The sequence below is a fragment of the Paenibacillus thiaminolyticus genome, from assembly GCF_003591545.1.
Lineage (GTDB): Bacteria > Bacillota > Bacilli > Paenibacillales > Paenibacillaceae > Paenibacillus_B > Paenibacillus_B thiaminolyticus_A.
In genome coordinates this window covers 143,384-168,777 of record NZ_QYZD01000001.1, presented here as the reverse complement: position 1 = coordinate 168,777, position 25,394 = coordinate 143,384, and the positions used below count along the sequence as shown (strand labels likewise).

At 55.1% G+C, this 25,394-nt stretch carries 23 protein-coding genes and 1 pseudogene; 9 read left to right on the top strand and 15 right to left on the bottom strand.

What is annotated here, in order from left to right:
- Nucleotides 1-31: 31 nt before the first annotated feature.
- Nucleotides 32-1,021 (top strand): glycoside hydrolase family 130 protein, encoded by a 990-nt coding sequence (locus tag DQX05_RS00815; RefSeq protein ID WP_119790046.1) that lies wholly within the window; start codon nucleotides 32-34, stop codon nucleotides 1,019-1,021.
- A gap of 131 nt (nucleotides 1,022-1,152) precedes the next feature.
- Here the strand turns inward: DQX05_RS00815 and DQX05_RS00810 are convergent, their stop codons facing one another.
- On the bottom strand, nucleotides 1,153-2,112 hold the full coding sequence (locus DQX05_RS00810) for a D-alanyl-D-alanine carboxypeptidase family protein (RefSeq protein WP_119790044.1): 960 nt from the start codon (nucleotides 2,110-2,112) through the stop codon (nucleotides 1,153-1,155).
- A 723-nt stretch (nucleotides 2,113-2,835) separates the two neighbouring features.
- Here DQX05_RS00810 and DQX05_RS00805 point away from each other — a divergent pair.
- Nucleotides 2,836-3,756 (top strand): transposase, encoded by a 921-nt coding sequence (locus DQX05_RS00805; RefSeq protein WP_119790043.1) that lies wholly within the window; start codon nucleotides 2,836-2,838, stop codon nucleotides 3,754-3,756.
- A gap of 587 nt (nucleotides 3,757-4,343) precedes the next feature.
- Here the strand turns inward: DQX05_RS00805 and DQX05_RS00800 are convergent.
- From DQX05_RS00800 to DQX05_RS00785, 6 genes are all read right to left on the bottom strand, one after another.
- Nucleotides 4,344-5,414, bottom strand: a complete 1,071-nt coding sequence (locus tag DQX05_RS00800; RefSeq protein ID WP_259391715.1) for a sensor histidine kinase — start codon at nucleotides 5,412-5,414, stop codon at nucleotides 4,344-4,346.
- A gap of 73 nt (nucleotides 5,415-5,487) precedes the next feature.
- On the bottom strand, nucleotides 5,488-6,189 hold the full coding sequence (locus DQX05_RS00795; protein ID WP_119790039.1) for a response regulator transcription factor: 702 nt from the start codon (nucleotides 6,187-6,189) through the stop codon (nucleotides 5,488-5,490).
- A 225-nt stretch (nucleotides 6,190-6,414) separates the two neighbouring features.
- A complete protein-coding gene (locus DQX05_RS00790) occupies nucleotides 6,415-7,068 on the bottom strand; it encodes an SGNH/GDSL hydrolase family protein (protein WP_119790037.1) in 654 nt (217 codons plus the stop codon).
- On the bottom strand, nucleotides 7,065-7,211 hold the full coding sequence (locus DQX05_RS30470; protein WP_182914569.1) for a hypothetical protein: 147 nt from the start codon (nucleotides 7,209-7,211) through the stop codon (nucleotides 7,065-7,067). Before DQX05_RS30470 ends, DQX05_RS00790 begins: the two co-directional genes overlap by 4 nt.
- Nucleotides 7,211-7,360, bottom strand: a complete 150-nt coding sequence (locus DQX05_RS30465) for a hypothetical protein (RefSeq protein WP_182914568.1) — start codon at nucleotides 7,358-7,360, stop codon at nucleotides 7,211-7,213. The genes DQX05_RS30470 and DQX05_RS30465 overlap by 1 nt, the downstream gene beginning before the upstream one ends.
- Complete coding sequence (locus DQX05_RS00785; RefSeq protein ID WP_119790035.1) at nucleotides 7,360-7,569, bottom strand: hypothetical protein; 210 nt, start codon at nucleotides 7,567-7,569, stop codon at nucleotides 7,360-7,362. Before DQX05_RS00785 ends, DQX05_RS30465 begins: the two co-directional genes overlap by 1 nt.
- Before the next feature lie 721 nt (nucleotides 7,570-8,290).
- Between DQX05_RS00785 and DQX05_RS00780 the strand changes: the two genes are divergently transcribed.
- Nucleotides 8,291-9,550, top strand: coding sequence for a Glu/Leu/Phe/Val family dehydrogenase (locus tag DQX05_RS00780; RefSeq protein WP_119790722.1), 1,260 nt, complete (start codon nucleotides 8,291-8,293; stop codon nucleotides 9,548-9,550).
- A 255-nt stretch (nucleotides 9,551-9,805) separates the two neighbouring features.
- Nucleotides 9,806-11,617 (top strand): glycerophosphodiester phosphodiesterase, encoded by a 1,812-nt coding sequence (locus DQX05_RS00775; RefSeq protein WP_119790033.1) that lies wholly within the window; start codon nucleotides 9,806-9,808, stop codon nucleotides 11,615-11,617.
- Nucleotides 11,618-11,715: 98 nt separating this feature from the next.
- On the opposite strand, the gene DQX05_RS00770 is transcribed toward DQX05_RS00775, so the two are convergent.
- The 4 genes from DQX05_RS00770 to DQX05_RS30190 form a co-directional block, all read right to left on the bottom strand.
- A complete protein-coding gene (locus tag DQX05_RS00770) occupies nucleotides 11,716-12,021 on the bottom strand; it encodes an MTH1187 family thiamine-binding protein (protein ID WP_119790031.1) in 306 nt (101 codons plus the stop codon).
- Between the two features lie 68 nt (nucleotides 12,022-12,089).
- A complete protein-coding gene (locus DQX05_RS00765; RefSeq protein WP_182914594.1) occupies nucleotides 12,090-13,724 on the bottom strand; it encodes a formate--tetrahydrofolate ligase in 1,635 nt (544 codons plus the stop codon).
- 204 nt (nucleotides 13,725-13,928) lie between these two features.
- Nucleotides 13,929-15,371 carry an aldehyde dehydrogenase family protein gene (locus DQX05_RS00760; protein WP_119790027.1) on the bottom strand — a complete coding sequence of 481 codons (1,443 nt, stop codon included), beginning with the start codon at nucleotides 15,369-15,371 and terminating at the stop codon, nucleotides 13,929-13,931.
- Nucleotides 15,372-16,005: 634 nt separating this feature from the next.
- The gene (locus DQX05_RS30190; protein WP_147385141.1) at nucleotides 16,006-16,329 is read right to left on the bottom strand and encodes a hypothetical protein; all 324 of its coding nucleotides are present in this window, start codon (nucleotides 16,327-16,329) and stop codon (nucleotides 16,006-16,008) included.
- A 116-nt stretch (nucleotides 16,330-16,445) separates the two neighbouring features.
- Here DQX05_RS30190 and DQX05_RS00750 point away from each other — a divergent pair.
- Nucleotides 16,446-16,676 (top strand): annotated as a pseudogene (locus DQX05_RS00750) (PadR family transcriptional regulator); the annotation flags it as partial.
- A 133-nt stretch (nucleotides 16,677-16,809) separates the two neighbouring features.
- Nucleotides 16,810-17,106: an ABC transporter permease gene (locus tag DQX05_RS30460; RefSeq protein ID WP_182914602.1), complete on the top strand. Its 297-nt coding sequence runs from the start codon at nucleotides 16,810-16,812 to the stop codon at nucleotides 17,104-17,106.
- Nucleotides 17,107-17,233: 127 nt separating this feature from the next.
- Here DQX05_RS30460 and DQX05_RS00740 read toward each other — a convergent pair whose 3' ends face one another.
- From DQX05_RS00740 to DQX05_RS00735, 3 genes are all read right to left on the bottom strand, one after another.
- Nucleotides 17,234-19,465, bottom strand: a complete 2,232-nt coding sequence (locus tag DQX05_RS00740; RefSeq protein ID WP_119790023.1) for an ATP-dependent helicase — start codon at nucleotides 19,463-19,465, stop codon at nucleotides 17,234-17,236.
- 155 nt (nucleotides 19,466-19,620) lie between these two features.
- On the bottom strand, nucleotides 19,621-19,788 hold the full coding sequence (locus DQX05_RS30455) for a hypothetical protein (RefSeq protein WP_182914567.1): 168 nt from the start codon (nucleotides 19,786-19,788) through the stop codon (nucleotides 19,621-19,623).
- A gap of 193 nt (nucleotides 19,789-19,981) precedes the next feature.
- Nucleotides 19,982-20,530 carry a mismatch-specific DNA-glycosylase gene (locus DQX05_RS00735; protein WP_119790021.1) on the bottom strand — a complete coding sequence of 183 codons (549 nt, stop codon included), beginning with the start codon at nucleotides 20,528-20,530 and terminating at the stop codon, nucleotides 19,982-19,984.
- 237 nt (nucleotides 20,531-20,767) lie between these two features.
- On the opposite strand from DQX05_RS00735, the gene DQX05_RS00730 reads away from it, so the two are divergent.
- The 3 genes from DQX05_RS00730 (at nucleotide 20,768) to DQX05_RS00720 (ending at nucleotide 23,556) form a co-directional block, all read left to right on the top strand.
- The gene (locus DQX05_RS00730; RefSeq protein WP_119790019.1) at nucleotides 20,768-21,616 is read left to right on the top strand and encodes an alpha/beta hydrolase family protein; all 849 of its coding nucleotides are present in this window, start codon (nucleotides 20,768-20,770) and stop codon (nucleotides 21,614-21,616) included.
- Between the two features lie 170 nt (nucleotides 21,617-21,786).
- The gene (locus DQX05_RS00725) at nucleotides 21,787-22,662 is read left to right on the top strand and encodes a C40 family peptidase (protein ID WP_119790018.1); all 876 of its coding nucleotides are present in this window, start codon (nucleotides 21,787-21,789) and stop codon (nucleotides 22,660-22,662) included.
- Between the two features lie 210 nt (nucleotides 22,663-22,872).
- Entirely contained in the window at nucleotides 22,873-23,556 is a 684-nt protein-coding gene (locus DQX05_RS00720) for a M50 family metallopeptidase (protein ID WP_119790016.1), read from the top strand.
- 141 nt (nucleotides 23,557-23,697) lie between these two features.
- Here the strand turns inward: DQX05_RS00720 and hprK are convergent, their stop codons facing one another.
- Nucleotides 23,698-24,603, bottom strand: a complete 906-nt coding sequence (gene hprK, locus DQX05_RS00715) for an HPr(Ser) kinase/phosphatase (protein ID WP_087444157.1) — start codon at nucleotides 24,601-24,603, stop codon at nucleotides 23,698-23,700.
- Nucleotides 24,604-25,394: the final 791 nt, after the last annotated feature.

Below are 25,394 nucleotides of genomic sequence, written 5' to 3'. Positions count from 1 at the left end.
TGACATTATTTGCAAAGTGAGGAGTCACATCATGAGCCAATTGAAGATTCTCGGTCCGGATATCCCGAACATGCCGTGGGAAGAGCGGCCAGCAGGCCATAAAGAGGTGTTGTGGCGCTATAGCAACAACCCGGTCATCCCGCGTGATTTGCTGCCTAATTCCAACAGTATTTTCAACAGCGCCGTCGTTCCTTTCGAAGGCGGATTCGCAGGCGTCTTCCGCTGCGATGATAAATGCCGTTACATGCGGCTTCATGCCGGCTTCAGCAAAGACGGTCTGAACTGGGACATCAACCCGGAACCAATCACGTTCCAATGCGACGATCCGGAGATCGGCAACTTCATCGAAGGCTACGATCCGCGCGTATGCTGGATCGAAGACCGCTTCTATGTTACCTGGTGCAACATTTACCACGGGCCGACAATCGGCATCGCTTACACATACGATTTCAAGACATTCCATCAGCTTGAAAATGCATTCTTGCCTTACAACCGCAACGGGGTTATGTTCCCGCGCAAAATTAACGGCAAGTATGCAATGGTCAGCCGTCCATCCGACACGGGCCATACTCCATTCGGCGATATCTTCTACAGCGAGAGCCCGGATCTGGAGCACTGGGGACATCACCGCCATGTCATGGCGCCTATGGGCGGATGGCAGAGCAAGAAAATTGGCGCAGGCCCAATCCCAATCGAGACAAGCGAAGGCTGGCTGATGATCTACCACGGCGTGCTCAACTCCTGCAATGGCTTTGTGTACGCATTCGGCGCCGCGCTGCTTGACTTGGAGCAGCCTTGGAAGGTCCTGTACCGCAGCGAGCCGTACCTGCTGCAGCCATCTACCCTGTACGAATGCGTCGGCGACGTTCCGAACGTTGCATTCCCATGCGCTTCGCTCGTGGATGCCGCTTCCGGCCGCATTGCGATTTACTACGGCGCAGCCGATACAGTAACAGCAATTGCTTTCGGTTATGTGGACGAAATCATCGATTTCGTGAAAAACAACTCCCGCGTGGAGTAATCACGAAGTCATAACCAACTGCAACCGCAAAGATGCAATTGAACCTATGGTTCTGCCGCTTTCTTTGTAACCCCTATAACACACCCCCTGCACGACGGTAATCGTCATGCAGGGGGTGTCCTATTTTTCCCTCACTCCAGCTGACCGAATCCGAAATCAAGCAGCTTGTGCGAGTCCTTCCATACCTTATCGTTTGTCGAATGGAGAACGACGGCAATCAGATGGCGGCCATCCCGCACCGCCGACGACACGAGACAATACCCCGCCTCATCCGTGAAGCCGGTCTTTATGCCAGTCGCTCCCTCATAATAATATTCGCTCCCTTTTTGCAGCAGCTGATTGCGGTTGACCAATCCGGACACTTCGCCCTGCGCTCCAACCGAGGCCGGGGTCACCTCCGCATACGTCATACGAACAATCGCCCGGAAATGCCTGTTCTTCATCGCCTCTTGGGCAATAAGCGCCAAATCATACGCCGAACTGTAATGATCGGGATCGTTCAGACCATGCGGATTGTTGAAATGAGTATTGCGCAGCCCCAACTTCTCAGCCCGTTCATTCATCAAGCGAACGAACACCTTCATCGCTTCATCAATGCTCATATCCGGATCGCCGCTTTCCTGGCGTCCAATCTGGACCGCAATTGTGCGCGCCGCATCATTGCCGGATGGCAGCATCAGCGCTTCAATCAGCTGGTACCAGGAAATCTCCTGACCCGGCTCCAACCCCGCCGTGCTCTCCCCCGGTTCTTTAAGAAGGACCTCCGCGCCCACTTCCACCGTCTCATTGCCCTGCTTCCGCTCCAGACCAAGCAGCGCCGTCATCATTTTTGTCGTGCTGGCAGGCGCCTTCCGTTCCTGATCATTTTTGAAAAAGAGCACTTTCCCCGTATCCGGATCAATGACGATCGCCGCCTCCGCTTCCAAGTCATAATGTGCGAACAACCGGTTCTCCCTTTCTGGCTGCAATTCAGCCAGAGCACTCTTCAAAAACTGCTTAACCCCCAAAGCCGCCGGCTGCGCCCAAAACCATACCCCCACGACCAAAACCGCTCCTAACAGCACCCACCGCTTCTTCTCAACTGCTTTCATGATTTATCTCACCTTCACTCATTATCGTTCTAAGAATGATCCTCATTCTATAGAACCCCGCTTAACATAGTTGTAAGCAATAATGAACAAAACATAAGAAACTATGAAGAAAACATGAAGGCCCCCGAAGCATGATCGCGTTACTCTTTGCCCGGTATAGTGGAATCCCCTTTTTCTGTTTGTGTCCTTCTGCTCGCCCTCCCATCGGCTCAGGGTCGCGTCTCACATTTACCTGAGTCGTGGCAATCAATCTCCTAGCTATGCAGAGTACCTCTGCACCCCTTACAGCGAGTCTCCCAATTACTCAGGTTGCCCTTTGCAAACGTCCTATGCCGAATCTCCCAGACGCTAAGGAGTGCATTTGCAACACCTTACGATGAATTTCTCCGTCGCTCAGGAGTGCACTTGGACAACGCCTTACGGTGAGTCTCCCGATCACTCAGGAATGGAGTTGCAACATCTTTTGCTTCTCTCAATTACTCAAGGAGGCTTTTACAAGCCTTATGATGAACTCCCACTGTCCAGAGATTCTTTGCCCGCTTTTGATGAACCTCCCAACTACTCAGGTAATTAGGGTTCAAAACAATGGCTTTCATGTAACGAGGCTCGTTGTTGTTTTATTTCTTCATACCAAAAATCCACTTGACATGGAAACATATGTTTGCTACTCTAACCACAAGAACATATGTTTGCCTTTAAACTGTACTATGGGAGGGTGCTCGGATGATTGGCTGGACAAACGCTGGTACGTTGGAGGAGTTGACAGGTTGTTTCCCTACAGAAGATTCATGTATTCCTGCCCTGTTTGCGCTGAAATGGCCTCATGGCTACCGCTGCCCGAACTGCCGGCATACCCGTGCCTATGTCATCCGGACTCGGCGCCTTCCTTTGTACGAATGCAGCGCTTGCCAGCACCAGACATCCCTGACCGCTGGCACGATCATGGAGGGCAGCAGAACCTCCCTGCGGAAGTGGATAGCCGCGATATGGCTTGTCTCTCGTCGGGATGAAGGCATTAATGCGGTCAAGCTGAGCTCTATTATTGAGGTTACCTACAAGACGGCATGGGCGATGCTCCATAAGATTCGCACTGCGATTAGCTGTGCTGACGAGCAAGAACAGCTCGAGCATAACGTTCATGGCTTTATCGCCTATTACGGCAGCAGCCGCCAATATTCCTGTTTCGAGCTGACGGCACAGGAACATCCGCTTATCGTGGCAGCCTCACTGGCCCCAGATGGCCAGGAGCAGGAGTATAAGATGAAGCTGGTCAACCGGCAGCACATGTCCGGCAAGCTGCTTCTTCCTTCGGGATGCGATGACTTTATTGAACAACACGTATCGGCGCTGACCGCCGCAATCTCTATTATCCGCCAGCGGTTTCGAGTCAAGCACAATAGTCCCCTATACACTGTGTTCCGGCGAGCAAAGCGTTGGCTATGCGATACGTTCCGCGGGATAAGCAGCAAGTACCTGCAGCATTATTTAGATGAATTTTGTTACCGGGAAAATACAGTCGCCCGACACGCAGCCGGATGGGGGCATTTGGCTAAGATATGCTGTGCCAGAAATGGGGCTCGGGATCGTTATTTGAGGCGGGCAAGCTCATTACGCAGCCACTCTCGATATACGGCGGCTGCGTGAATTTATTCGCAGAGAAGCGGAGTATACTTATCACTTATGAGTCACATATACTCATTAAAGTTACCGTTCCTCAATAGCCGTAACCGATTTGAAGTCGATATTTTAGGTGGGAAATAATTTACGGGATGTAGTATCGGAACTTATTTCGTATTGGGATTTTGACATGATGCGTGTTCCCGCATAATGAAGCTACTATCCTCTTCAAACTCGGCGTGTACCCTTTTCCTATTTACCTTTCATCATCATGATTGTCTCGCATCCTTGTTTCTCTGTTTGGTACGTATACGTACTAGTTTGATATTATCATTCCGCTTTTCCCAAGCGACTTTTCCTGAACGACGGGGATACCGATCAAAAGAGCCATAGAAGCAATAGAACCATAGAAACAATAGGATCGTGAAACAATAGGATCGTAGAAACAGTAGAATCGTAGAAACAGTAGAATCGTAGAAAAATTGCCGTAGAAGCGATAGAGCGCAGATGCAATGAAGCCATATCAAGACACTCGCCTCCCCCCCTACAAACCAACGCCGCCAAGTCAACAAAAAAGCAGCGCCCCCGGCACTGCTTTGACCATCTTATTCAGCTTATTCTGGTGCAGTGGCAGAGGCGCCCTGCCCGGACGCGCCGTCTGCTCGACTCTTATAAGCAGGATCAGGCGGAGCGATTCGCGGAAGATCGATAATGAACAGCGTCGCCTGGGATGAGCTCTCGGCGCGGATGGTTCCGCCGTGAAGCTCGATAATCGTCTTGGCGATCGCAAGGCCGAGTCCGGAGCCGCCGGTTTTCTCGGAACGTGATTTTTCGACGCGATAGAAGCGATCGAAGATATGAGGCAGATCGTGGCTCGGGATGGGGTCACCCGCATTTTTGATGACAATCTCCACCTTGTCTTTCTCTTGACGGAGATGAAGCTCCACGACGCTGCCGCTGTACGCATAATGCATCGCATTGGACAACAGATTGTCGAACACGCGCACCAGTTTGTCTGGATCGGCATCAACCCAGCATTTGTCTGTATTACTGCTCATTTGCAGCGTTAATCCAGCCTGTTCCATCGGGTACCGGTAATGCACGCACAGCTGGCCAGCCATCTCTGACACGTTCATCGGCTTGGTGCGCAAGGTCATGCCGCCGTTCATCCGCGTATATTCGAACAGATCGTTAATCATGACATTCAGCCGCTCGGCCTTCTCATAGGCAATATGAATATAATGCCGCAGTTCCACTTCATCGCGATAACGATCCTGCTCAACCAGCCCCAAATAGCCGAGAATCGAGGTGAGCGGCGTCCGCAGATCATGTGAAACGCTCGTAATCAGCTCATTCTTCGTCCGTTCCGCCAGCCGTTCTTCCTCGATAGAGGTCTTCAATTGATAGACCATAACATCAATGTTTGTGGCCAGACGCCCAATCTCGTCATCGGTCGTAATATTGCACCGCTGATCGAAATCCCCATCGGCAATATGCTGCACCGTCTCCGTAATCCGCTCAAGACTGCCAATCAGCTGGCGGTTCAACAGCACATAGAAGAGGATGAACAGGATTATGCCCGTAATCACCATCGTAGGCACAACACCCAGCTCAAACGCCAGGAAGTTGATGATGCGGTACGTGACAGGCTCGTTCAACTCCCGAATCACACCAGCCGCAAACATGAGTAAAACGAGGCTCATAAAGGTAAGCAGCAGGGTCAGCACAAACCTAAAAAGCAGCTTCCAACGGATACTTTTAGCCCAATGCCTGTTCAATCTTATACCCTACTCCCCATACGGTCTGAATATATTTATCGCCATGGGCCTCCAGCTTATCCCGCAGCTTGCTGATATGAACCGCTACTGTATTGTGAGAACCATTGAAGCTCTCCTGCCACACCCGTTCGTACAGCTCTTCGGCGCTGTATACTCTCCCTGGATGGCTTGCCATCACATAGAGAATTTCGAATTCCATCGAGGTCAAATGGATCGGTTGCCCGTTCACCCGAACGGAATGTGTCGCCTTGTTGATCTCAAGATCCTGAATGCGGATGACTCCGGCAGGCTCGGAACCGGCCTGGATATGAGCATTCAACTGATACGTGCGGCGAAGGAGTGACTTGACACGGGCCACCAGCTCCAACGGGTTGAACGGCTTCACCATATAATCATCCGCGCCGGTCATCAGTCCCATAATTTTATCCATGTCCTCTGCTTTAGCGCTCAGCATGAGAACCGGTGTCGCCTGCTTTTCCCGAATCTTCAGACAGACGGACATCCCGTCCAGCTTCGGCATCATAATATCCAGAATGACCAGGTCCACCGGATCCCGTTCCAGCACCGACAAAGCTTCAACCCCGTCATGCGCCTTGAACAGTTGGTAGCCTTCGTTCCTTAAATATATTTCAATTAAATCGGCAATCTCCTTATCGTCATCCACAATTAAAATGCGGGTCACATTCGAACCTCCTCGCTATGTTCGTGAGCCTTTCGGCTTTAGCATAACAACATCACAGGGCTGAATTCAAGCATACCCGGCAATTGCCACAAGCCAAGCCGGCGCCCAAATCCAATCTCATGACAATTATGCCGTGCTATGCTGCTCCCTGGATCGCAAAAAAAATCCTGCGCCGCGAAAAGGCGACACAGGATGGCCCTACAAGCTCTTAGGCAACGCATTCGATTAGAATGCCGTAGTGCCCACCGCTTCCAGCCAAGCCTTCGCGATCATCGCGTGGCCCGCCGGTGTTGGATGCACGCCATCCGGTGCCCAGAATTGCGGTTCGCGGCGGGCAGCCGCCTGCGCGAACAGACCGTCCAGCGGCACATAATAAGCGCCGTATTCACGGGCTAACTGGCGCACAATATGAATCTTCGGATCCAAATCCTCCCGCCATTGTGTCCGATCGGCCGGCACCGGCAGCACGAACGGCTCGATGAGCACGAGCTGCGTTTCCAACTCCTTCAAGGTCCGTTCAATAATATCACGGTACCCTGACTCGAATTGCTCGGCTGTCGTCTCATCCTGTCGGCTATAGCGCCGCCAGCAATCGTTGATCCCGATGTAAATGCTGACCCATGTCGGCTTCAGCTTCAGGCAGTCATCCTCCCATCGTACCTGCAGATCGCATACCCTGTCTCCGCTGATGCCCCGGTTCAGGAACGTGACATCAACCTGCGGGTACATGCTCTGGAACAGACCAGCCGCCATGAAGGCATAGCCTGTGCCCAGATGAGAGGGCAGTTCCCGCTGACGGCCCGCATCCGTGATGCTGTCGCCTTGAAAAAGAACTACATCTCCGTCTTGAATCGTTCGCTTCGATACTGAGCTGTTCATCGAATCCCTCCATCGATTGGTATGACCATGTTCCACGTATGCTTCGCATCATGGAGCCCGTTCGTTCCATCCGAGGCCGCTGCGAACAGGCGGGTCGGCCGTCCTTCCTCCAAGAGCAGGAACGAGCGCTCCAGATTGCCCATCAGCGGCTCCTTGCGGTCGTTCCATCGGATGGGACGGGAATAAGCCCGATAACCCTAGTCCACAACCAACTGTGGCCATCCCGGGACGTGGCCCGGATTCCGGTGTATTTCTCGCTGCATACCCACCCGTCCATGTCCTTGGCAATCATCATATCTCCTCCTTCACCGTCTGTCCATACAAACGGTTCCTGCAAATGTACGGATTCGGGAAAAATTGGCCCTCCGAATGGTACGGAGGAGCGACATCCAGGTGCGGAAAGGAGGCGACGCCGAGCACCATCCAGCTGTATTCATGCGTTCCGTGCATGTACGCCCTCGGCTTCTTCATCAGAGGAACCGTCCGTTCATAGCCGCTCATTCGGAATCCCCTTCCGATCGGCGGACAAACCGACGCTGCTGCATCCTGATGCCTCACCTACAGCTTGGATGGCATCGAATCCTGCGCATCCTGCATACTATATTTTCAAGCTTAAATACTGCATCAGAGCAAGGCAATGGAGTTCTTCAAGCCGCATTGTGCCCGGTCGGAACAAAAGGAGGGGAGAATAGGGAAATTCCATGTTATACAATAGAAGCGATGTATAATTTGGATGGGGAATAACAAAAAATAATCACCACAATAAAAAAAATCATTTCCATTATAATAGGGCACATTTTAGGATAGAAGAACAGCATTCCGCATTCCGTTATGCCGGTTCTCCGGGTGAAGAGAGGTCTCTCGTCCATTTCCCAAAAACACGAACGTCCTCCTGAGAAAGACAAAGCTCAAAAAACGAGAACACGTGCTGTCATTAGGATTATGCGACGTCAGCTTTCCCTTCCTTACTTCTGCCATACCCCAAATGTCCACATCACGAAGACGAAAAATATGCGTATAATTGACAGATATTTTCTATTAAAAGGTTTTATAGCCATAAAAGAATAAATTAATGTAATGAAAATTTACACTAAACGTCATATAATCTTTAACTATTTTATGAACTTCGTAATGTTTGCTATTTCAAAATCCGCACATTCTCAGTATAATGTTTGAAAAGTGTTCCTATAAAGCTTGAAAGGATGGGTGATGAGCCTTGGAAATGTTACAACGTGAACAAGCAGAAGTGCTAAACCCGTACGAAATCGTACAAAAGCAAATCGATGCGGCTGCGGCAAAATTACAGTTACCCGAGCATATTACTGAACTATTGAAAAAGCCGAAACGGGTCTTATCGGTGAGCTTCCCTGTACGGATGGACGACGGTACGGTGCGGATTTTTGACGGGTATCGTTCCCAGCACAACGATGCTATCGGACCAACAAAAGGCGGCATCCGATTCCATCCGGACGTGACACTGGACGAGGTCAAAGCATTATCGATGTGGATGACATTCAAATGCGGCGTCGTTGGCCTGCCTTACGGCGGGGGCAAGGGCGGCGTCATTTGCGACCCTCGCCAAATGAGCAAAGGGGAAATTGAACGGGTCAGCCGCGCGTTCATGGAAGCCATCTCGGATATTGTAGGACCTGAACGGGACATTCCGGCTCCAGACGTATACACGACACCGCAGATTATGGGCTGGATGATGGATACCTACAGCAAGCTGCGCGGACATTATACGCCGGGCGTCATTACAGGCAAACCGATTATTATCGGGGGCTCCCAAGGACGAAATGCAGCGACGGCCCAAGGCTGCGTATATACGATTCAATCGGCGCTTCAGGACATCGGCCGGCCGATGGAGAAGGCGACGGTCGCCATTCAAGGCTTCGGCAACGCCGGACGCATTGCGGCTCGCCTGCTGACCGACCTCGGCGCGACTGTCGTAGCCGTAAGTGACTCCCGTGGAGGAATCTACGATCCGAACGGACTCGATCTCGACCGCGTCGAGCAGTTGAAGGACGAGGCGACGATATTGGAATACGGTCAAGACTTCCACGTTTCGAACGAGAAACTCCTTGAACTAGACGTCGACATCCTCATTCCGGCAGCATTGGAAAATGTCATCACGAAGGAAAATGCCCCTCGTATCAAAGCCCGCATCGTGGCGGAAGCAGCGAACGGCCCGACGACGCCGGAGGCGGACGCCATCCTGAATCAAAAAGGCTGCATCGTCATTCCCGACATTTTGGCAAATGCTGGCGGCGTAACCGTATCCTACTTCGAATGGGTACAGAACTTGATGAACTATTACTGGAGCGAAGAGGAAGTCCTCGACAAGCTACAGACAAATATGGTCAAGTCGTACGAAGCGGTACGCGACATGGCCAATGAATACAATACGGACCTGCGTACGGCCGCATACATGATCTCGCTTCAACGCGTTACTGAAGCTATGCGCGCTCGCGGCTGGGTGTAATACATCGTACCAGCGAACAAATCAGCTATCTTGCAGCAGCATCCATCTGCCGCAGGGTAGCTTTTTTGCTGCAGTCGAGGCTGCGATCTAGTGGCCAGCGCTTCCATCATGCGGGTCTCCAATTTTCCGCTTCTCCGGTTCATTTGGATCATGGGCGCTATTTTCCTATAATAGGTTATACAGCATGAAGGATGACGTGCCTCAGACAGCGTCGAATTCTGATATAAAATCTCATCTAAAGGAAACATAATCATCATGAACACCTTGAACCTACGGACGCGGCGTCCGTTCCAAATGATTCGCGGGGTGCTGCAGGTCTGGAAATATGCTTACCGGCCCTTTCTTCTTTTCGAGCTGTTCTACAAGCTAATGACAATCGGGCTATTCATCCCGTTCATGTCGATCGTCTTCAACAAAATATTGGAGATCGGCGGCTTCGGGGCGGCAGCCAATCACGATCTGCTGCGCTTTGTCCTGAGCCGGTACGGATTGCTCAGTCTTGTCCTGCTCGCTCCGGTGGCAATGATGCTGATTTATACCGAATTCGCCGTTCTTATTTATATCGCTTATTATGGGATGCAAGGCAAAACTGTCCGGCTGCGCGCCGTCGTGCTCAAAGCATTATCCCGCCTTCCTGGGCTGTGGCGCATCGGGATATTCGGCCTGGCGCTGTACCTATTGCTGCTGTTCCCGCTGCTGAATACGGGCTTCGGCTCCTCGCTGCTGCCGAACGTCACGATTCCGAACTTCATTACGGGAGAGCTGATGAAGACCAGCACTGGAACGGCAGTATTTATCCTGTTTTTCACGATCGTCTCCATTCTGAACCTGCTCTGTATCTATGCGCTGCCCATCCTGGTGTTGGAGGATTCGAACCAGTTCTGGCGCGCCTTCGCGAAGAGCGCCCGCCTGTTCTGGAAGAGCAAATGGTCGATTCTCCGGGCCGTCGGCGAATGGGTGCTCGTGTTCGTGCTGATCATCGCCGTCTACATCGCCCTGATCGCGGCGGCGATTGCCGTGCTGCCGGAAAGTCTGCCCGAGACAGCCATCGTCACGGTCGGGGGCGTCATCAGCTTCGGGGTCTACGTGATGACGCTCGTCATGACACCCCTGTTCATCACCGTCGTTACCCGGCTCTATGTCCGTTACGCAGGTAAGAAGCACATCTCCCTGCATTCGGACGAGCCGGATATTGCCGGGGGCCCGACCCGGGCGGAAAGACGTCTCTTCGCCTCACAGCATCGCCCGAAGCTGGCCCTGTTCGGCCTGCTCATGCTCATTGCGGTCAGTTGGGGCGTCACGGCGTTGCTGACCGACTGGGGCGAAGCGAAAGATAAGTTCGTCATCATCGCCCACCGCGGGAATGTGAACGCTGGGGTCGAGAATACGCTGGACGCGTTCGAAGGGGCGGTTGAAGCCGGGGCCGATTATATTGAACTGGACATTTTGCAGACGAAGGATCAGAAGCTGGCGGTCATTCACGACCACAATCTGAGGCGCCTGGCGCGGCGCAATGTCAATGTATATGATCTGACTCTGGCTGAGCTGCAGGATATTCCGCTCTTCCAGAACGGCTATGCCGGACGAGTTCCTTCGCTGGATGAAGTGCTGGATGCGATGAAGGGCCGAATCCGCCTCAACCTCGAGCTGAAGACGCATGGTTATGAGACGCCGGACTATGTCTCCAGCTTCATCGATACGATCCGCCGGCATCAGGCCGAGAATGACGTTGTCGTGTCCAGTCTCGAGTATAATCTGCTTCAAGAGTTGAAGGAAAAGGCTCCCGAGCTGAAGGTCGGCTATATTATTTTCGCCACCTTCGCGCCGCTGAACCGGTTCGATGCCGATTTCTTCGTCGTGGAGGAGGCGTTCGTCACCGCCCGCCTGGTCGCCTCCGCCAAGCTGATCGGCAAGCCGCTCTATGTGTGGACGATTAACGACCCGGAACGAGCGGCCCACTTCTACTCGCTCGGGGTAGACGGCATTATTACCGACATTCCGAAGGAAGCGAGGGAAGCCATCAAGGAGCTTGGCGGGGAACCGGTCTTTTTGCTTGATCTGGAATAGCTGCCATAATGAAAATCGCCTCCCTTCGGTCGCTCAGACCGGGGAGGCGATTGCTGTTTTTGCCACTGCCGGAGCAGCGAGAGGATAGGGGTACTTTATTAATGCTCCAGTTTTTCGCGAACGGAAGCGAGCTTCTGCCCGATTGATCCAGCCTTGTCGCGGCGATCGTCGATTTTCACGACGGTCGACACCCGGGAAGCCCCGCTCTGGAATGGGCTCTCATGCAATGCTCGTACCGCCTCGAACAATCGATCCAGCGGCCCTTCAATAATCGTCCCCAGCGCCGTCAGTTCATAGACGATGCCGTCGACCTGCTCAAGCGCACGCTGCATATCGGCGACGTACGAGCTCAAGCTCGGCGACTCTGTCCCGATAGGGATGACCGTAATCTCTGCCAGCGCCATAGCGCCATCCTCCCTTCGTGATCCTGCCCCCTATCTGTATCCTTTGCGATGACTTCGCCAATCGATTATCAACTCAGTCCGACGACGCCCTGCTCCTCATCGAGGCGGATCCGCTCCGCCGCCGGATGCTTCGGCAAGCCTGGCATCGTCAGCACCTGGCCGGTATGCACGACGATGAAGCCCGCGCCCGCGGACCAGCGGATATCGCGCACCTCCAGCGTGAACCCTTCCGGGGCGCCGAGGAGACTCGGCCGATCGCTGAACGAATACGGCGTCTTCGCCATGCAGACCGGGAGCTTCGCCGTATCGAACCGCTTCAGCTCGCGCAGCGCCCGCTTGGCAGCGGGGCTGTAGGCTACCTCGGCTCCATGGTAAATGCCGGTGACGATCGCTTCGATCTTCTCTTCGATCGGCAGCTCATCCTCGTACAGCAGCCGGAACCGGCCCTCTTCCTGCGCGTCGGCCAGCCGCACGACGGCTTCCGCCAGCGCCGCTGCGCCTTCTCCGCCCTTCGCCCAAGCTTCGGACAGAATCGCCTCCGCCCCGATCTCGCTGCACATCCGCTGAACGGCCTCCAGCTCCTTCTCCGTATCGGCCGCGAACCGGTTCACCGCGACGACCACCGGCACGCCGAAGCTCCGCATATTCTCCACGTGGCGGCGCAGATTAGCAAATCCGGCCGCGAGCGCCTCCGGCGACTCCTGCCCCAGATGATCCTTCGCCAATCCGCCGTTATACTTCAGGGCGCGCACAGTCGCGACCAGGACGACAACCGCCGGCGCCAGCCCGCTCTGGCGGCATTTGATATCCATGAATTTCTCCGCGCCCAGATCGGCACCGAAGCCAGCCTCGGTCACGACATAGTCGGCCAGCTTCAGCGCATAGCGCGTCGCCCGCACGCTGCTGCAGCCGTGCGCAATGTTCGCGAACGGACCGCCATGCACCAACACCGGATCCCCTTCCACGGTCTGGACCAGGTTCGGGTAGATGGCGTCCTTAAGCAGCACGCACATCGCCTCGACAGCTTGCAGCTGCGATGCGGTTATCGGCTCGCCCTCATAGGTATAGGCGACCACCATCCGGCCGAGCCGCGTCCGCAGGTCGTCCATATCCTCGGACAGACAGAGCACGGCCATAATCTCCGAAGCCGTCGTAATCATGAAGCCGTCTTCCCGCACGGCGCCGTTGCCGTCGCCCAGCCCGACGACGATATGCCGCAGCGCGCGGTCGTTCATATCGACAGCCCGCTTCCAGACGATGCGTTCCGGCTGGATGCCAAGCGCGTTGCCCTGATACAGATGATTGTCGATCATGGCCGCTAACAGATTATGCGCCGACGTAATCGCGTGAATATCTCCGGTAAAATGAAGATTGATATCCTCCGCCGGCATAATCTGCGCGCGTCCGCTGCCGGTCGCGCCGCCCTTCATTCCCATGCAAGGCCCGAGCGACGGCTCGCGCAGCGCCGCCACCGCCTGCCGGCCGATGCGGTTCAGCCCCTGCGTCAGCCCGATCGTCGTCAGCGTCTTCCCTTCTCCCGCCGGCGTCGGATTCATCGCCGAGACGAGAATCAGCTTGCCGTCAGGCCGATGCGCATTCTCCTCCCATACTTCCTGGCCCAGCTTCGCCTTATACTTGCCGTAGAGCTCAAGCTGCTCCGCCGGCACGCCGATTCGGGCTGCAACGTCAACTATTGGTCTCATCATTCGAATAAGTTCCCCCTGACTCCTGTCGATACCTACATTATACATTTCCGTCCCGGACCAAGATATTCACAAATCCGTGACAAACCGCTAACGATCACGCGACCGCCGTCATGCAACCCCACACCGACCTTCAAGACGTTGAGCAGTTCTCCCTTCGGGTCCCGGCATGCATCCGAGCGCTCCGCCTCTCCAAAATTTTCGTCAGGCCGACGGAAAAGTGTTCACGCACACGAATTTCACTTCCGTCATGTCCTGAATTGCGTACTTGACGCCTTCCCGGCCGTAGCCGCTATTCTTGACGCCGCCATACGGCATATGATCGGTGCGGAAGGTCGGGATGTCGTTGATGATGACGCCGCCGGCCTCAAGCTGCTGGGCCGCTCTCATCGCATCCGCCAGATTCCCCGTATAAATACCGGCGTTCAGGCCGAAGTCGGAGCGGTTCGCCAGTGCAATCGCCTCATCGAGCGAGGCGTAAGGGACAATAGACACGACGGGCGCGAAGGTCTCGCGGCACGAGACGTCCATATCCGGTGTCACACCCAGCAGCACCGTCGGCATGAAATAGCCTCCCTCACGCCGGCCTCCGCAGGCAATCTCGGCCCCCTGCGCCACGGCCGCATTCACCCACGCCTCGATGCGCTCCGCTTCGCGCTCGGAAATCATAGTGCTGATATCGGTGGCCTCATCCAGCGGATCACCGGCGCGAAGCTGCTGTGTCCGCGCCACGAACCGCGCGGTGAACTCGTGGCAGATCGACTCATGCACATAGATGCGCTGGATGGAGATGCACACTTGTCCGGCGTAGCCGAAGGCCCCCTCCACGCACCGCGGAATAATGGGCTCCAGCGGAACCCCGGGCTCGACGATCAGCGCCGAATTCGAACCGAGCTCCAGTGTCGTCTTGCGTAGCCCGGCCTTCGCCTTCAAGCGCGCCCCGACCTCCTCGCTGCCCGTGAACGTAATCTTGCGCACGCGCTCGTCCGCGACCAAACGGTCGCCAATCACGCGGCCGCTGCCCGTCACGATTTGCAGCGCCCCGTCGGGCAGGCCGGCCTGGCGGAAAATGCCGCCCAATGCGAGCGCGCTAAGCGGCGTCTGGGAGGCCGGCTTCAACACGACGGCATTGCCGGCGGCCAGGGCCGGGCCGAGCTTATGCGCCACCAGGTTCGCCGGGAAATTGAACGGCGTAATCGCGGCGACGACGCCGAGCGGTTCGCGCAGCGTGAAGCCGAACCGGCCTTCCCCGCCCGGCGCCGCATCCATCGGGATCGTCTCGCCGTAAAGACGCTTCGCCTCTTCCGCCGCGAACCGGTACGTCGTAATCGTCCGCTCCATCTCGGCGCGCGCAGCCCGAATCGGCTTGCCCGCTTCCTGGGCCAACTGCCGGGCCAGTTCCTCCTTACGCGCAATCATCTGCTCGACCGCCTTCAGCAAAATATGGGCCCGGGCATGGGCGGGCATCGCCCGCATCTTCGCTGCCGCCCGCTGCGCCCCGGCGATCGCCTCCTCCAGCTCGGCCTCGCCGGCCTGGCTGATGCGGCCCAGCAGTGCCCCATCATAGGGGGCGAACAGCGGTGCGGTCTGCTCCGTCACCCTCCACTCGCCGTTAATGAGCAATCCGTAGGTCTCAACCTGTGACATCGCTATCCCTCTTTCCATGAGCATCGTAACTATGTACTCATTATACATTACCCTGTTAGCGGCAGACGGTTCAGCCTCATCCCTCTATGTTCGCAAGTTGGAAGCAAGCTGCTGATATGGCGCCGGACCTGCATGGTCGATTAAAGTAAAAATCGTGATGCATACGTACCCTTGTACCCGTGCCTTATCCTTACTCTCCCACTGACTCAGGCAGCATCCTTCAACATATCGGCCTGCCCAGCCCTTTTGATCGCTCTCCCCTTCGGTCAGGATTCATATCTATCTGCCGCTCTGCCGCATCTGCCGGTCTGTCGCAGCCCGTATCCGCCCTCTCCCATCGACTCAGGCTCTCCATAGGCTTATCGGTCTCGGCCCAACTCTCTTCATACCTCAGCCTCAAGATGACCGATCGCAGATCTATTGTTCATTAATGATGCACAAGATTAACGTTATAAAATATCGCTCGGTGCTGCCGGCAGCCCGAAATGAGATGGCACACTATATTGGAAAAAATGGAGCAGGAGCGTAGACAGAAATAATTACTACAGATAGATGAGACGAGAGGCTGGCTTATCACATTCATCCCATGCCTAAGTAACGTAATCTGCGTTTTGCGAAGTGGAATTTACGGTCATTATCTACCTGAAAAAAATGCGGTTGCGGAACGCATCCCTGAGTAGTTGGGAGATTGGACAAAAGAGAGCGGGTATATATTCAATGTAGAGAGCAATGTCAGTACAAAGAGTGATGTCAGTGCAAAGAGCAGGGTCAGTGCGATGAGTAGAGTCAGTGCCATGAGCAGAGTCAGTGCGATGAGCAGGGTCAGTGCAAAAAGCAAGAGTGCAAAAAGCAAGGTAAGTGCAAAGAGCAAAGCCAGTGCGAAGTGCGACGTATGCTGCATTAGAAAGTTGGAGGCCGATGAGGCGTCTGCATCAAGGGAAAAGAAGCGGATTGACAACAGTCATCCCGCGCCCTCTAATTCAGGTGCCGACCAAATAGCCAACGTTGGTTATCCAATGTTTGCATCACACCAATCATTATTAATCGGACAATTTGGAAGGGAGCTCACGCATTGTGACCGACTTGATTATTCTCTCCTTACTGCGCCAGCGGCCGATGCACGGCTATGAAATTCAACAGACGATTCAGACCAGTCGCGTCGATGTGTGGACGAATGTGCTGTCCGGCTCCATTTATTACGCCTTGAACAAGATGGAGAAAGAAGGGCTGATTCGGACGGAAGCGGAGGAACGGACAGGAGCCCGCCTGCGCAAAGTTTATGCTATCACGGAACAGGGCGAGCGGTACTTCAAAGAGAAAGTGCGGGAATCGCTGACTCTTACGCCCCATTCGGTTAAGCGTCATTCAGGCCGCCGGGACGCCGGAGGAACTGCTCACGGCATACGAGGCGGACAGTCTGGAGGAGCTGTACCTGCGGATGATCTCGAACTTGATGAGCTTCCCGATGCTGTTCACGAGCGAAGCATTCTTTCGACTGGATGGCGCCCCGGAGTGGGTACGCATCATCGCTTCGCTCCAGCCTTTCCACTACTTCGTCAAGGCGATGGGCGCTGCCATTCATGCCAACTCAGCGTACGCCTTGGTCTGGGAGCCGCTCGCCATCCTGGCCGGATTCACCGTGCTCTGCATGACCATTGCGATATTGACCTTCCGCTGGGATGCCGAGCAGGCCGGGGTAAGGCGGAAGCGGCGTACGCACGCGGTATCCAGCTAACCCATGTCTTCCGTAGAGGAAGGGGCGACCTCGGCTTGTGCCGACGAATGGCCCGGCGCTCCAGCATACGTGAGGCGCAGCCAGGCCGCCTTAAGCATGCACTGAATGCGCCGGGCCGCCACGCCCATTATCCGCGCGAAGGGACGGCTTCTTCCGCCAACGCCAATAGCCCGCGGCTCAGGCAAGTAGAAGCCGACAGCCGCTTCCGCTCGCTCGCGAATTGAATCTCGACAGCCTCTTCGTCCAGGCTGACAATCTCGCCCGGGCCGAAGGCTGGATGCTTCACCTTCGTTCCGGCCGCGATCCCGCTCCATGTCCGAATTGCATTCGGGATTATAGGGACCGCTCCTGCCTGCGGTACGGACACAGTCGCCGCCTGCGCCGAGCTCGCCGCAGGCGCAGGCTGAAGCTTCTCCACATAAGACACGAACCGGGAGCGCTTCGCCTTCTCGCCGCCCCGCTCCCGGTAGGACAGCAGCTCAAGCTGGGATTTTGCCCGCGTCATACCCACATAGAACAGCCGTACCGCTTCCTCCATCTCCGCGGTCTCGCCTTTGTCGTAGCTGCGGATGTCCTCTTGCGAAGGAATGATGCCTTCCACCAGGTCGATCATGAACACATGCTCGAACTCCAGACCCTTCGCGCTGTGAAGCGTAGAGAACGTGACCGCGTTAGTGTCCCGGTTCCGCTTGGCGGAGGCCATGATCGCCTCCAGTTGCTTCAAGCGCGCCGCGAAGTCCGGCAGTGTGGCGAGGCCATCGGCGATATTGTCCAGCGTATTCAATATGCCGATGATATACTCTTTGCGGAAGCCGAGCCGCTCGCATGTTTTCTCGACGGCCTTGTCATAGCCCAGCTTCGTGCGGATAACGCGGATAGCCGCTTGCGGGGTCATCTCCTTCAGCCCGGCGAAGGTTTCCTTGCTTTCCTGCAGCAGAATGATCTGATAGTCCTGCAGCGGCACATGGCGAAGCAGATTATCGAAGACCGATTCGCCGTTGTGAATGTCCTTCAATGCCGCCATTTGCTGCTTCGAAATGTAGCCGTTGAACTTGAGATGGATTTTTTCCAAAAGATCAGGCCGCCGGTCGGTAAATGCCATCCGCATGAAGTTAAGCACATCCTCGACCACCCAATGCGAGAAGAATCGGCTGTCCCCGTCACGGATAAAAAACGGGATGCCGGCGCGATCAAACTCATTCATAAGCGCAATCGAAGAAGAATTATTCCGATACAGGACAGCCGTATCGCGCAAATTGGCCATGGCGGACACGCGCTCCGCTACCTTTTTCGCCTGCTCCTCGTATTCGGCGACCTCTGTGACGGCAATCGGCCGCTGCGGCGCGTTGGCCGTGAACATCTGCTTGTCATAGCGCTGCTTGTTCTGCTTGATGAAGCGGTTGGCGACTTCGACGATATTATGGGAAGAACGGTAATTCTGCTCCATTTTCAGCAGCTTCGCATCAGGGTATACTTGCTTGAATTGAAGCAAATAATCCGGCTCCGCAGCCCGCCACGTATAAATGCTCTGATCATCGTCAGCCACAACGCACAGATTCCGGTGCGGCTGGGCCAGCTTGCCGATAATCTCATGCTGCACGAGCGACGTATCCTGGCTCTCATCGGTCAAAATATAATCATAGCGGGACTGGTACCGCTGCAGCAGCTTCCAGTCACGGCTGAACGCCTCATAGGCTACCGTCAGCATATCGTCGTAATCAAGCAGGAGCTTGTCCGTTCCCGTACGCTTGAATTGCTCGTACTGCCGGGCGATATGCGCCGCCTTCGGCACGCTGCAAGGGACGCGCTCCCATTGATCCGAAGGAAGCAATTTATTTTTGACAAAGCTGATATAGGTCGTTAATTCATCCATCTGATCATCGGCGATATGTTCTCCTGCGCTCGACTTGTATAGCTCGCGCAAGATGATCTTTTTGTGAAGAGCCGGCATTCCCATCGGGGCTTCTCCCCGGCTCTCCAGATCGACATCCCCTTCGATGATCTGGAAATCAGTGCGCGCATTCCGAAGATGCTCGCGGGTGACCGCGAACGCCAGACTGTGAATCGTCGAGAAATCGACCCCGCGGACCGGCAGCTCAGGACAGAGCCGCGCGAACCGTTCCCTCATGTCTGCCGCAGACGCTCTGCTGAAGGTGATCGCCTTAATGCGTGACGGATCCGCCTTTTTTTCCACGATCAGGTACCCGATCTTCATCACGATTGTCGTCGTCTTCCCCGATCCGGGAGAGGCCAGAAGCAGCATCGGCCCGTCGGTATGAAGGACCGCCTCCGTCTGTACCGTATTGAGAACGATGCCCTCCCGCCGCTTGCTTGCCAAGAACCCTTCCTTCTCCTGCATGACCATACTATCCTTTCGTTGTTGCCTGTTGCTGCACTCGGTTCAAGCCCGATGTTCTCCATTGTACATGTTATCCTCCCATGAAAAAAAGAGCCCGGGCATCCGGACTCTTCGCTATATGGCACGCCCGAGGGCTGCAAATAAGCGGGAGGGGGTTACGAACGGTTCATCTCATAATTGTTCTGGTGCATTTCCTTAATGAGATGCTGCAAAAAGTGCTGCTCCTGCTGGCTTAATCCGTGCTGATTCTCTAGAAGAAGATACTGTTGAATATTGCGGCGCAGCAATTCATTTTTGCGTTCCAACATATGCTCGTTACTCAAAATCGTCACTCCCTGCTTGAATGGATTTACGCATTCCTAATCGATGCGTAAACGGCTTCTGTAAGTATAACGGATAAGGGCCTGTCGTTGAAAACGTCCTGAAAACGCCTCAGCACGCCTCTCACGGCCGGAGTCGCGCTGCTTGAAGCCTGAGCGCTTCCGCTTACAGTTATCCTCCGTCATGCTCGAAAATTCAGCCCTCTGGGCATTCCGCCCAGAGCCCCTGCGGCGATTCACTCCCCATCTTGCTGCCGGGCAACTGCGCATAGATGCTAACGATCTCCTCCAGCTTCATCCGCACAAGACCGCTGGATGACGGCGCCACGAAATCGCGCACGCCTTCTACGACCGGCTCGTCCTGGAATCCCCATTCCACTCCTCTCCGCCCGCTGTAAACCTCATAGACACCCTTGCCGACGAAGCATACGGTCTGCGGACGGTGCGTCTCGATTTTGCGGCGCAGCAGCTTGCGCCCCTCCGCATATTCGGCCGCCGTAATGTCCGCCGCCGTCGGAGTCGGCCGGGCGACAATGTTGGTGAAGCCGTAGCCAAGCTTAAGCAGCTCTCCGTCCTCCTCAGCCCGGTACAATCGCGGAGTCAAGCCGGCCCGGTGCAGGATCGTCCAGAAGCGGTTGCGCGGATTGGCGTAATGATGGCCCGTCTCCCCTGAGCGCGGGCTTGGATTGAAGCCAACGAACAGCACATCGAGCCCCCAGGCGAGATGATCGGGTATCGGATTCATAAGTACACCTCCTGTTCTTGTTCTGCATATGGGAACTATACATAATTAATGAGATTAATAGTAAATGACAGCAATGAACGATTGCTGGTTCCCGAGTGAATCCTATGATTATAATACCTATGAATGGCATCAAATAAAACGCGGCCAATCCGGCTGCATGATGCAAGAAATATACGAGACTATAGACACACTATATAGAAAATACATGTCCAAGGATAAGAACGGGAGGATTCGCCCATGCTGCTGCATCTTACCTACCTGTCCGGCGGCCACAAGGTCACCGGATATTTGAGCCTGCCGCCCGGATACCGCTTGGATCCGGAGCGGCTGGGGCTCTGGCTTCGCGGCCACTATGCGTGCCCGGAGCTTCCGCGCCCGGCGGAAGCGGCCTGCGGCTGGCCGCCGGAACGCCGGGACATGTCGGCGGGACGTTGGCCGGTCCTTGTCTATTGCCGCGGCGGAATGGGCAAGTTCGGCCGCGTGCGGACGCATTGGCTGGAGCAGTTCTCCAGCTATGGATATATCGTCTTCGCCCCATGCTACCGCGGCAATGAAGGGGGCGAAGGCCGAGACGAATTCGGCGGCTCCGATACGGAGGATGTCGTCGCCGCCTGGCGCATGCTCGCCCAACTGCCGTTCATCGATGCGCGGCGCATCTCCGTCATGGGCTTCTCCCGCGGGGCCATCAACGCGGCCAGAACGGCGGCCGGCGCCCCCGGCATCCATCGCCTCATCCTATGGAGCGGCGTATCGGATCTGGCCCAGACGTACGAGGAACGCGTCGATCTGCGGCGCATGCTCAAGCGCATTATCGGAGGAACGCCTGCCCGGCAGGAGACAGCGTTCCGCCTTCGCTCTCCGATCCATCTGGCGGAGCAGATCAGTTGTCCCGTCCTGCTTATCCACGGGACGGAGGATGAGCAGGTTCCTTATGCCCATGCCGTCCGGATGCGGGACAGGCTGGCATCGCTCGGCAAGGAGACAGAACTGCATACTTATGCCGGGGAAGGTCATTTATTCCCGTCTGAGACGCATAGCGAAGCCGTACAGCGAATGTTCCATTGGATCGAAGCGACGGGACACTGACTTCTGCGCGCTGTCATACATAACCAGCCCGCTCCCGGCACACACTGCATGTAGAAGCGTCTTCGCCTCTTTTGGAAGAGAGGCAAGCGCTGCTGCGAGAAAGATAAGCCAAGTAGAGACCGAATCGGATACTTCTTATATTTTATCAAAACGAATGAGGTGAATTCGCCATGGGTTACTCCGGCGTTCGTTTATTGCTGCTGTGCTGCGCCGCATCATTGCTAGGGATCACGGCATCCTGCGCCAAGCCGAATCCGATTGAACCGCCCAGTCCGACGAGCACGGCGCTGCTGGACGGATCGCATATCGATTCGAGAGGCAGCCGGCTGATTCCGCTGCGCGTTGCCGCGCATGAGCTCGGCTTGCGGATGGAGGATCGCGACCAGGTCGTACGCATCGGCTATACCGACGTGATCTATGAGCTGTATCCGGGACGCCCCGAAGCGCTTGCATCCGGCCAGCCGGTCACACTGCCGCAAGCGCCCGTCCGGCTCAAGGGAGCGCCGTTCGCCACCGTCGAATCCCTGTCCCAGCTGTTCCAGGCTCCGGTGCAATGGAATCCGGAACGGCAGACCATTGATATCGGGGCGATCCGGAATGCAGGGCAGACGCCGCCCGACGGCTCGGCGCGCGGGCTCCGCATGGCCGGCACGGGGGTGGACGCCCAGACCTTGATTCAATACGCGAAGTCGTTCCTGGGGGTCCCGTACCAATTCGGTGCCGCTTCTTATGAAGAATCGAAGAAGTTCGACTGCTCCTCCTTCACCCAGCATGTGTTCGCACATTATGACATCCAACTCCCACGTCTGGCCCGGGATCAAGCCAAGCAGGGCTCCGCCGTCACCCGGGATAAGCTCATGCCGGGAGATCTGATCTTCTTCACCGTTCCCGGACGGTTCGAGAATGACCGGATTCCGGGACATGTCGGCATCTATATCGGCGATGGGAAGTTCATTCATACATGGGGCGATCCGGGCGTCCAGATCAGCGATGCGGACGGTGGACATTGGGGTTCCGTGCGCCTGTCGATGCGCCGGGTCATCTAACCGGAGGGCCTGATCGCACGGTCTGGCCAGACGAGAGGCAGTCGATAGGAAGTCAAGATTGCAGGAAGCTTATGAAGAATAGGATGGGAATCTCCGGCCGGATCACGATATAATGGATAAGATAATCCGGTGATATGGAGGAGAAGCGGCACTACAACCGCCGCGCTTCCCGCACCCCGGGTTGACCTGAAGCCAAATGGGGGAACGACGATGAAGCATTGGGGAAAAACCGTCGTATTTCTGGTGGTGGCCGCCGTCTTGACGCGGGTCATTCCGTTTTCTTCTTTCTTTCGCAATGTAGATACGCTCGTGCATGAGTTCGGTCACGCGATCGTCACCCTGCTCGTGTCCGGCAAAGTATTGTATATTCATTTATTCGCCGATCATAGCGGAGTCACGTACTCTTCCGCGGCAGCCCATTCGTGGCGCTTCATTCTTATCGCGCTCGCCGGCTATATCGTCTCTACGGTGTTCGCGGTCCTGCTGTTCTACGGATATGCCCGCGGGAAGCAGCAGACCGGACTAATGGCCATTCTTATTCTCACGGTCATTAGCCTGCTCTTCTTCGTGCGCAACGGCTACGGCGTCATGTGGTGCATCGGCTTCCTGCTCTTGACCGCCGCGATCTGCTTCTGCCCATGGCCATGGCTGCGGCAAGGCTATTACTTGCTGGTCGCCTTCATCGCCCTGGTGGAATCGGTCCTGGGCCCCGTATTCTTGCTCATCCTGGCCGTGCAGAATCCGGGCCAGGCTGGGGATGCCGCCAATCTGGCGCGGCTGACCCCGGTTCCGGCCGCCTTATGGGCGCTCCTGTTCACGGCGGTCGCCCTCCTCGGAGCGAGGGAATGCCTGCGGCTCTTCCTTCATCCGAGGAAGAGTCCCCGCTCCCGCTAACGGCGTCCGGGCCAATCAGCTCTACCCCGATTCGCGACACACGAACGGTCACACCTGATGGCGTGAATGTATTGCTGCCGGGAATCGCATAGACGGAGGCCGCCCTCGCTTCGAGCGTAGGGCGGCCTCTTCTTGTCTTGATTACATATTCAGCCTCGAGATGAATTCCTCCGCAGCGCTATATCCCTGCTGCTGCAAATAATAGTTGTTGGCCGCCGCCTCGACGAGGCTGGCGACATCCCGTCCGGGCTGAAGCTGAATCTGGACCGTCGGAACCTTGACGTCCATATATTCCGTGAACCGGGGCTCCAGTTCCAGCTCGTTGTTCAACTCGTTGTCCTTCCATTTCGTCAGCTCGATGTCGAGCACGATGCGGGTCTCTTCCTGAAAGGCGCTGCGTCCGTAGATGCGGGCCACGTTAATAAGTCCGATGCTGCGCAAAGCGAGAAATTCACGCGTCTTGCCGTCATGGGAGCCGATCAGCGTCTCTGGGTTCATCTTGCGCAGGACGACCGCGTCATCCGAGACGAGGCGATGCCCCCGGCGGATGAGCGTCAGCGCCGTCTCGCTCTTGCCGATGCCCGACTTGCCGCGCAGCAGGATGCCGATACCCGCCACGTTCATGCACACGCCGTGCACCTGAATCTCGGGCGCCAGCATTTTCGTCACATAAGAATCAACGAGTCCGATGAACTTCGATGTCGTCATGGAGGTGCGGAGCAGCGGAATGTCTTCCCGCCGGCAGTGATCAATCAAGTACGTGAGCCCTTCCTGATCCCGGGTAACGACGAAGCAAGGGGGATGGTATTTCACGACGTTTTTGATCCGGGCGTCGCGCTCTTCCTCGGTCAATGTATGAAGGTACCCAATCTCCTTCAGTCCAAGCACTTGAATGCGTTCCTGCGGGAAAAATTCGTAGTACCCGGCGAATTCAAGTCCCGGACGGTGCACGCGTGTATTGGAAATGGTGCGGTTCAGGCGGTTCTCGCCCGTCAGCACTTCAAGCTTGAACTTCTCCACAAGCTGTTGAATCATGACCGTTTTCATCTCATCACCTCATCGGATCCAATTGTTCCTTATATTCTAACAAAAAGGAGAGCGAAAAACCCATCCATCGTGAAACTTTTCACTAATTTATTTAGAAAAACATAACTCGTTGGACTAAGAAGGAAAAAAGGGGCCCAAACGTAGTTTTTCGCTGCAACGAGAGAGCCCCCTTATTCTTAAAGCTTGAGTGCCGAAAAACTGCAGAAATGCAGTATTCTCTTATGACGTTTACTTCGAAACAGGAATTCCTGCAAAACCGCATGAATTTTAGTATATGAAAGAGATAAAAACCGAAAATCGGATGAGATAATGTATTTTTACATTAATTTGATAAAATATCAGCTAAATGGGCGGAAATTCCTGCATTAACGCAGGATTTCACTGCATCTTCCATCTTCCGCCGTTCTCTTCCCGCCTCAAGCTTTATCCTCTTCCTCCCCTGTCTTCTCACAGATTTGGTGATGCGTCGGATGCCGGGAAACCATTCCTGCCGCATGCCAGGCTATCTGGAAATCCGTTTCAATATTACCGATATCCCTCTTAGAGTCGAAGAGATCAGCAGAGGGAAAATTGAATCTCTTTTCTATATTTCTATTTTCTGCATGAAATTGTATAATAATGTACTACGAACAATCGTTTCTATGAGAATGGACTGAGAAAACAGGCTTCGAACATTTGCCGTGATAAATTCCACATTTTCTTCTCGTAAAAACGTCCATTTTATTTTAATTTCTGGCGAACAAGTGGTACACTAAGTGTAAACGCAAACATTGGGTATGTCATTTTGGATA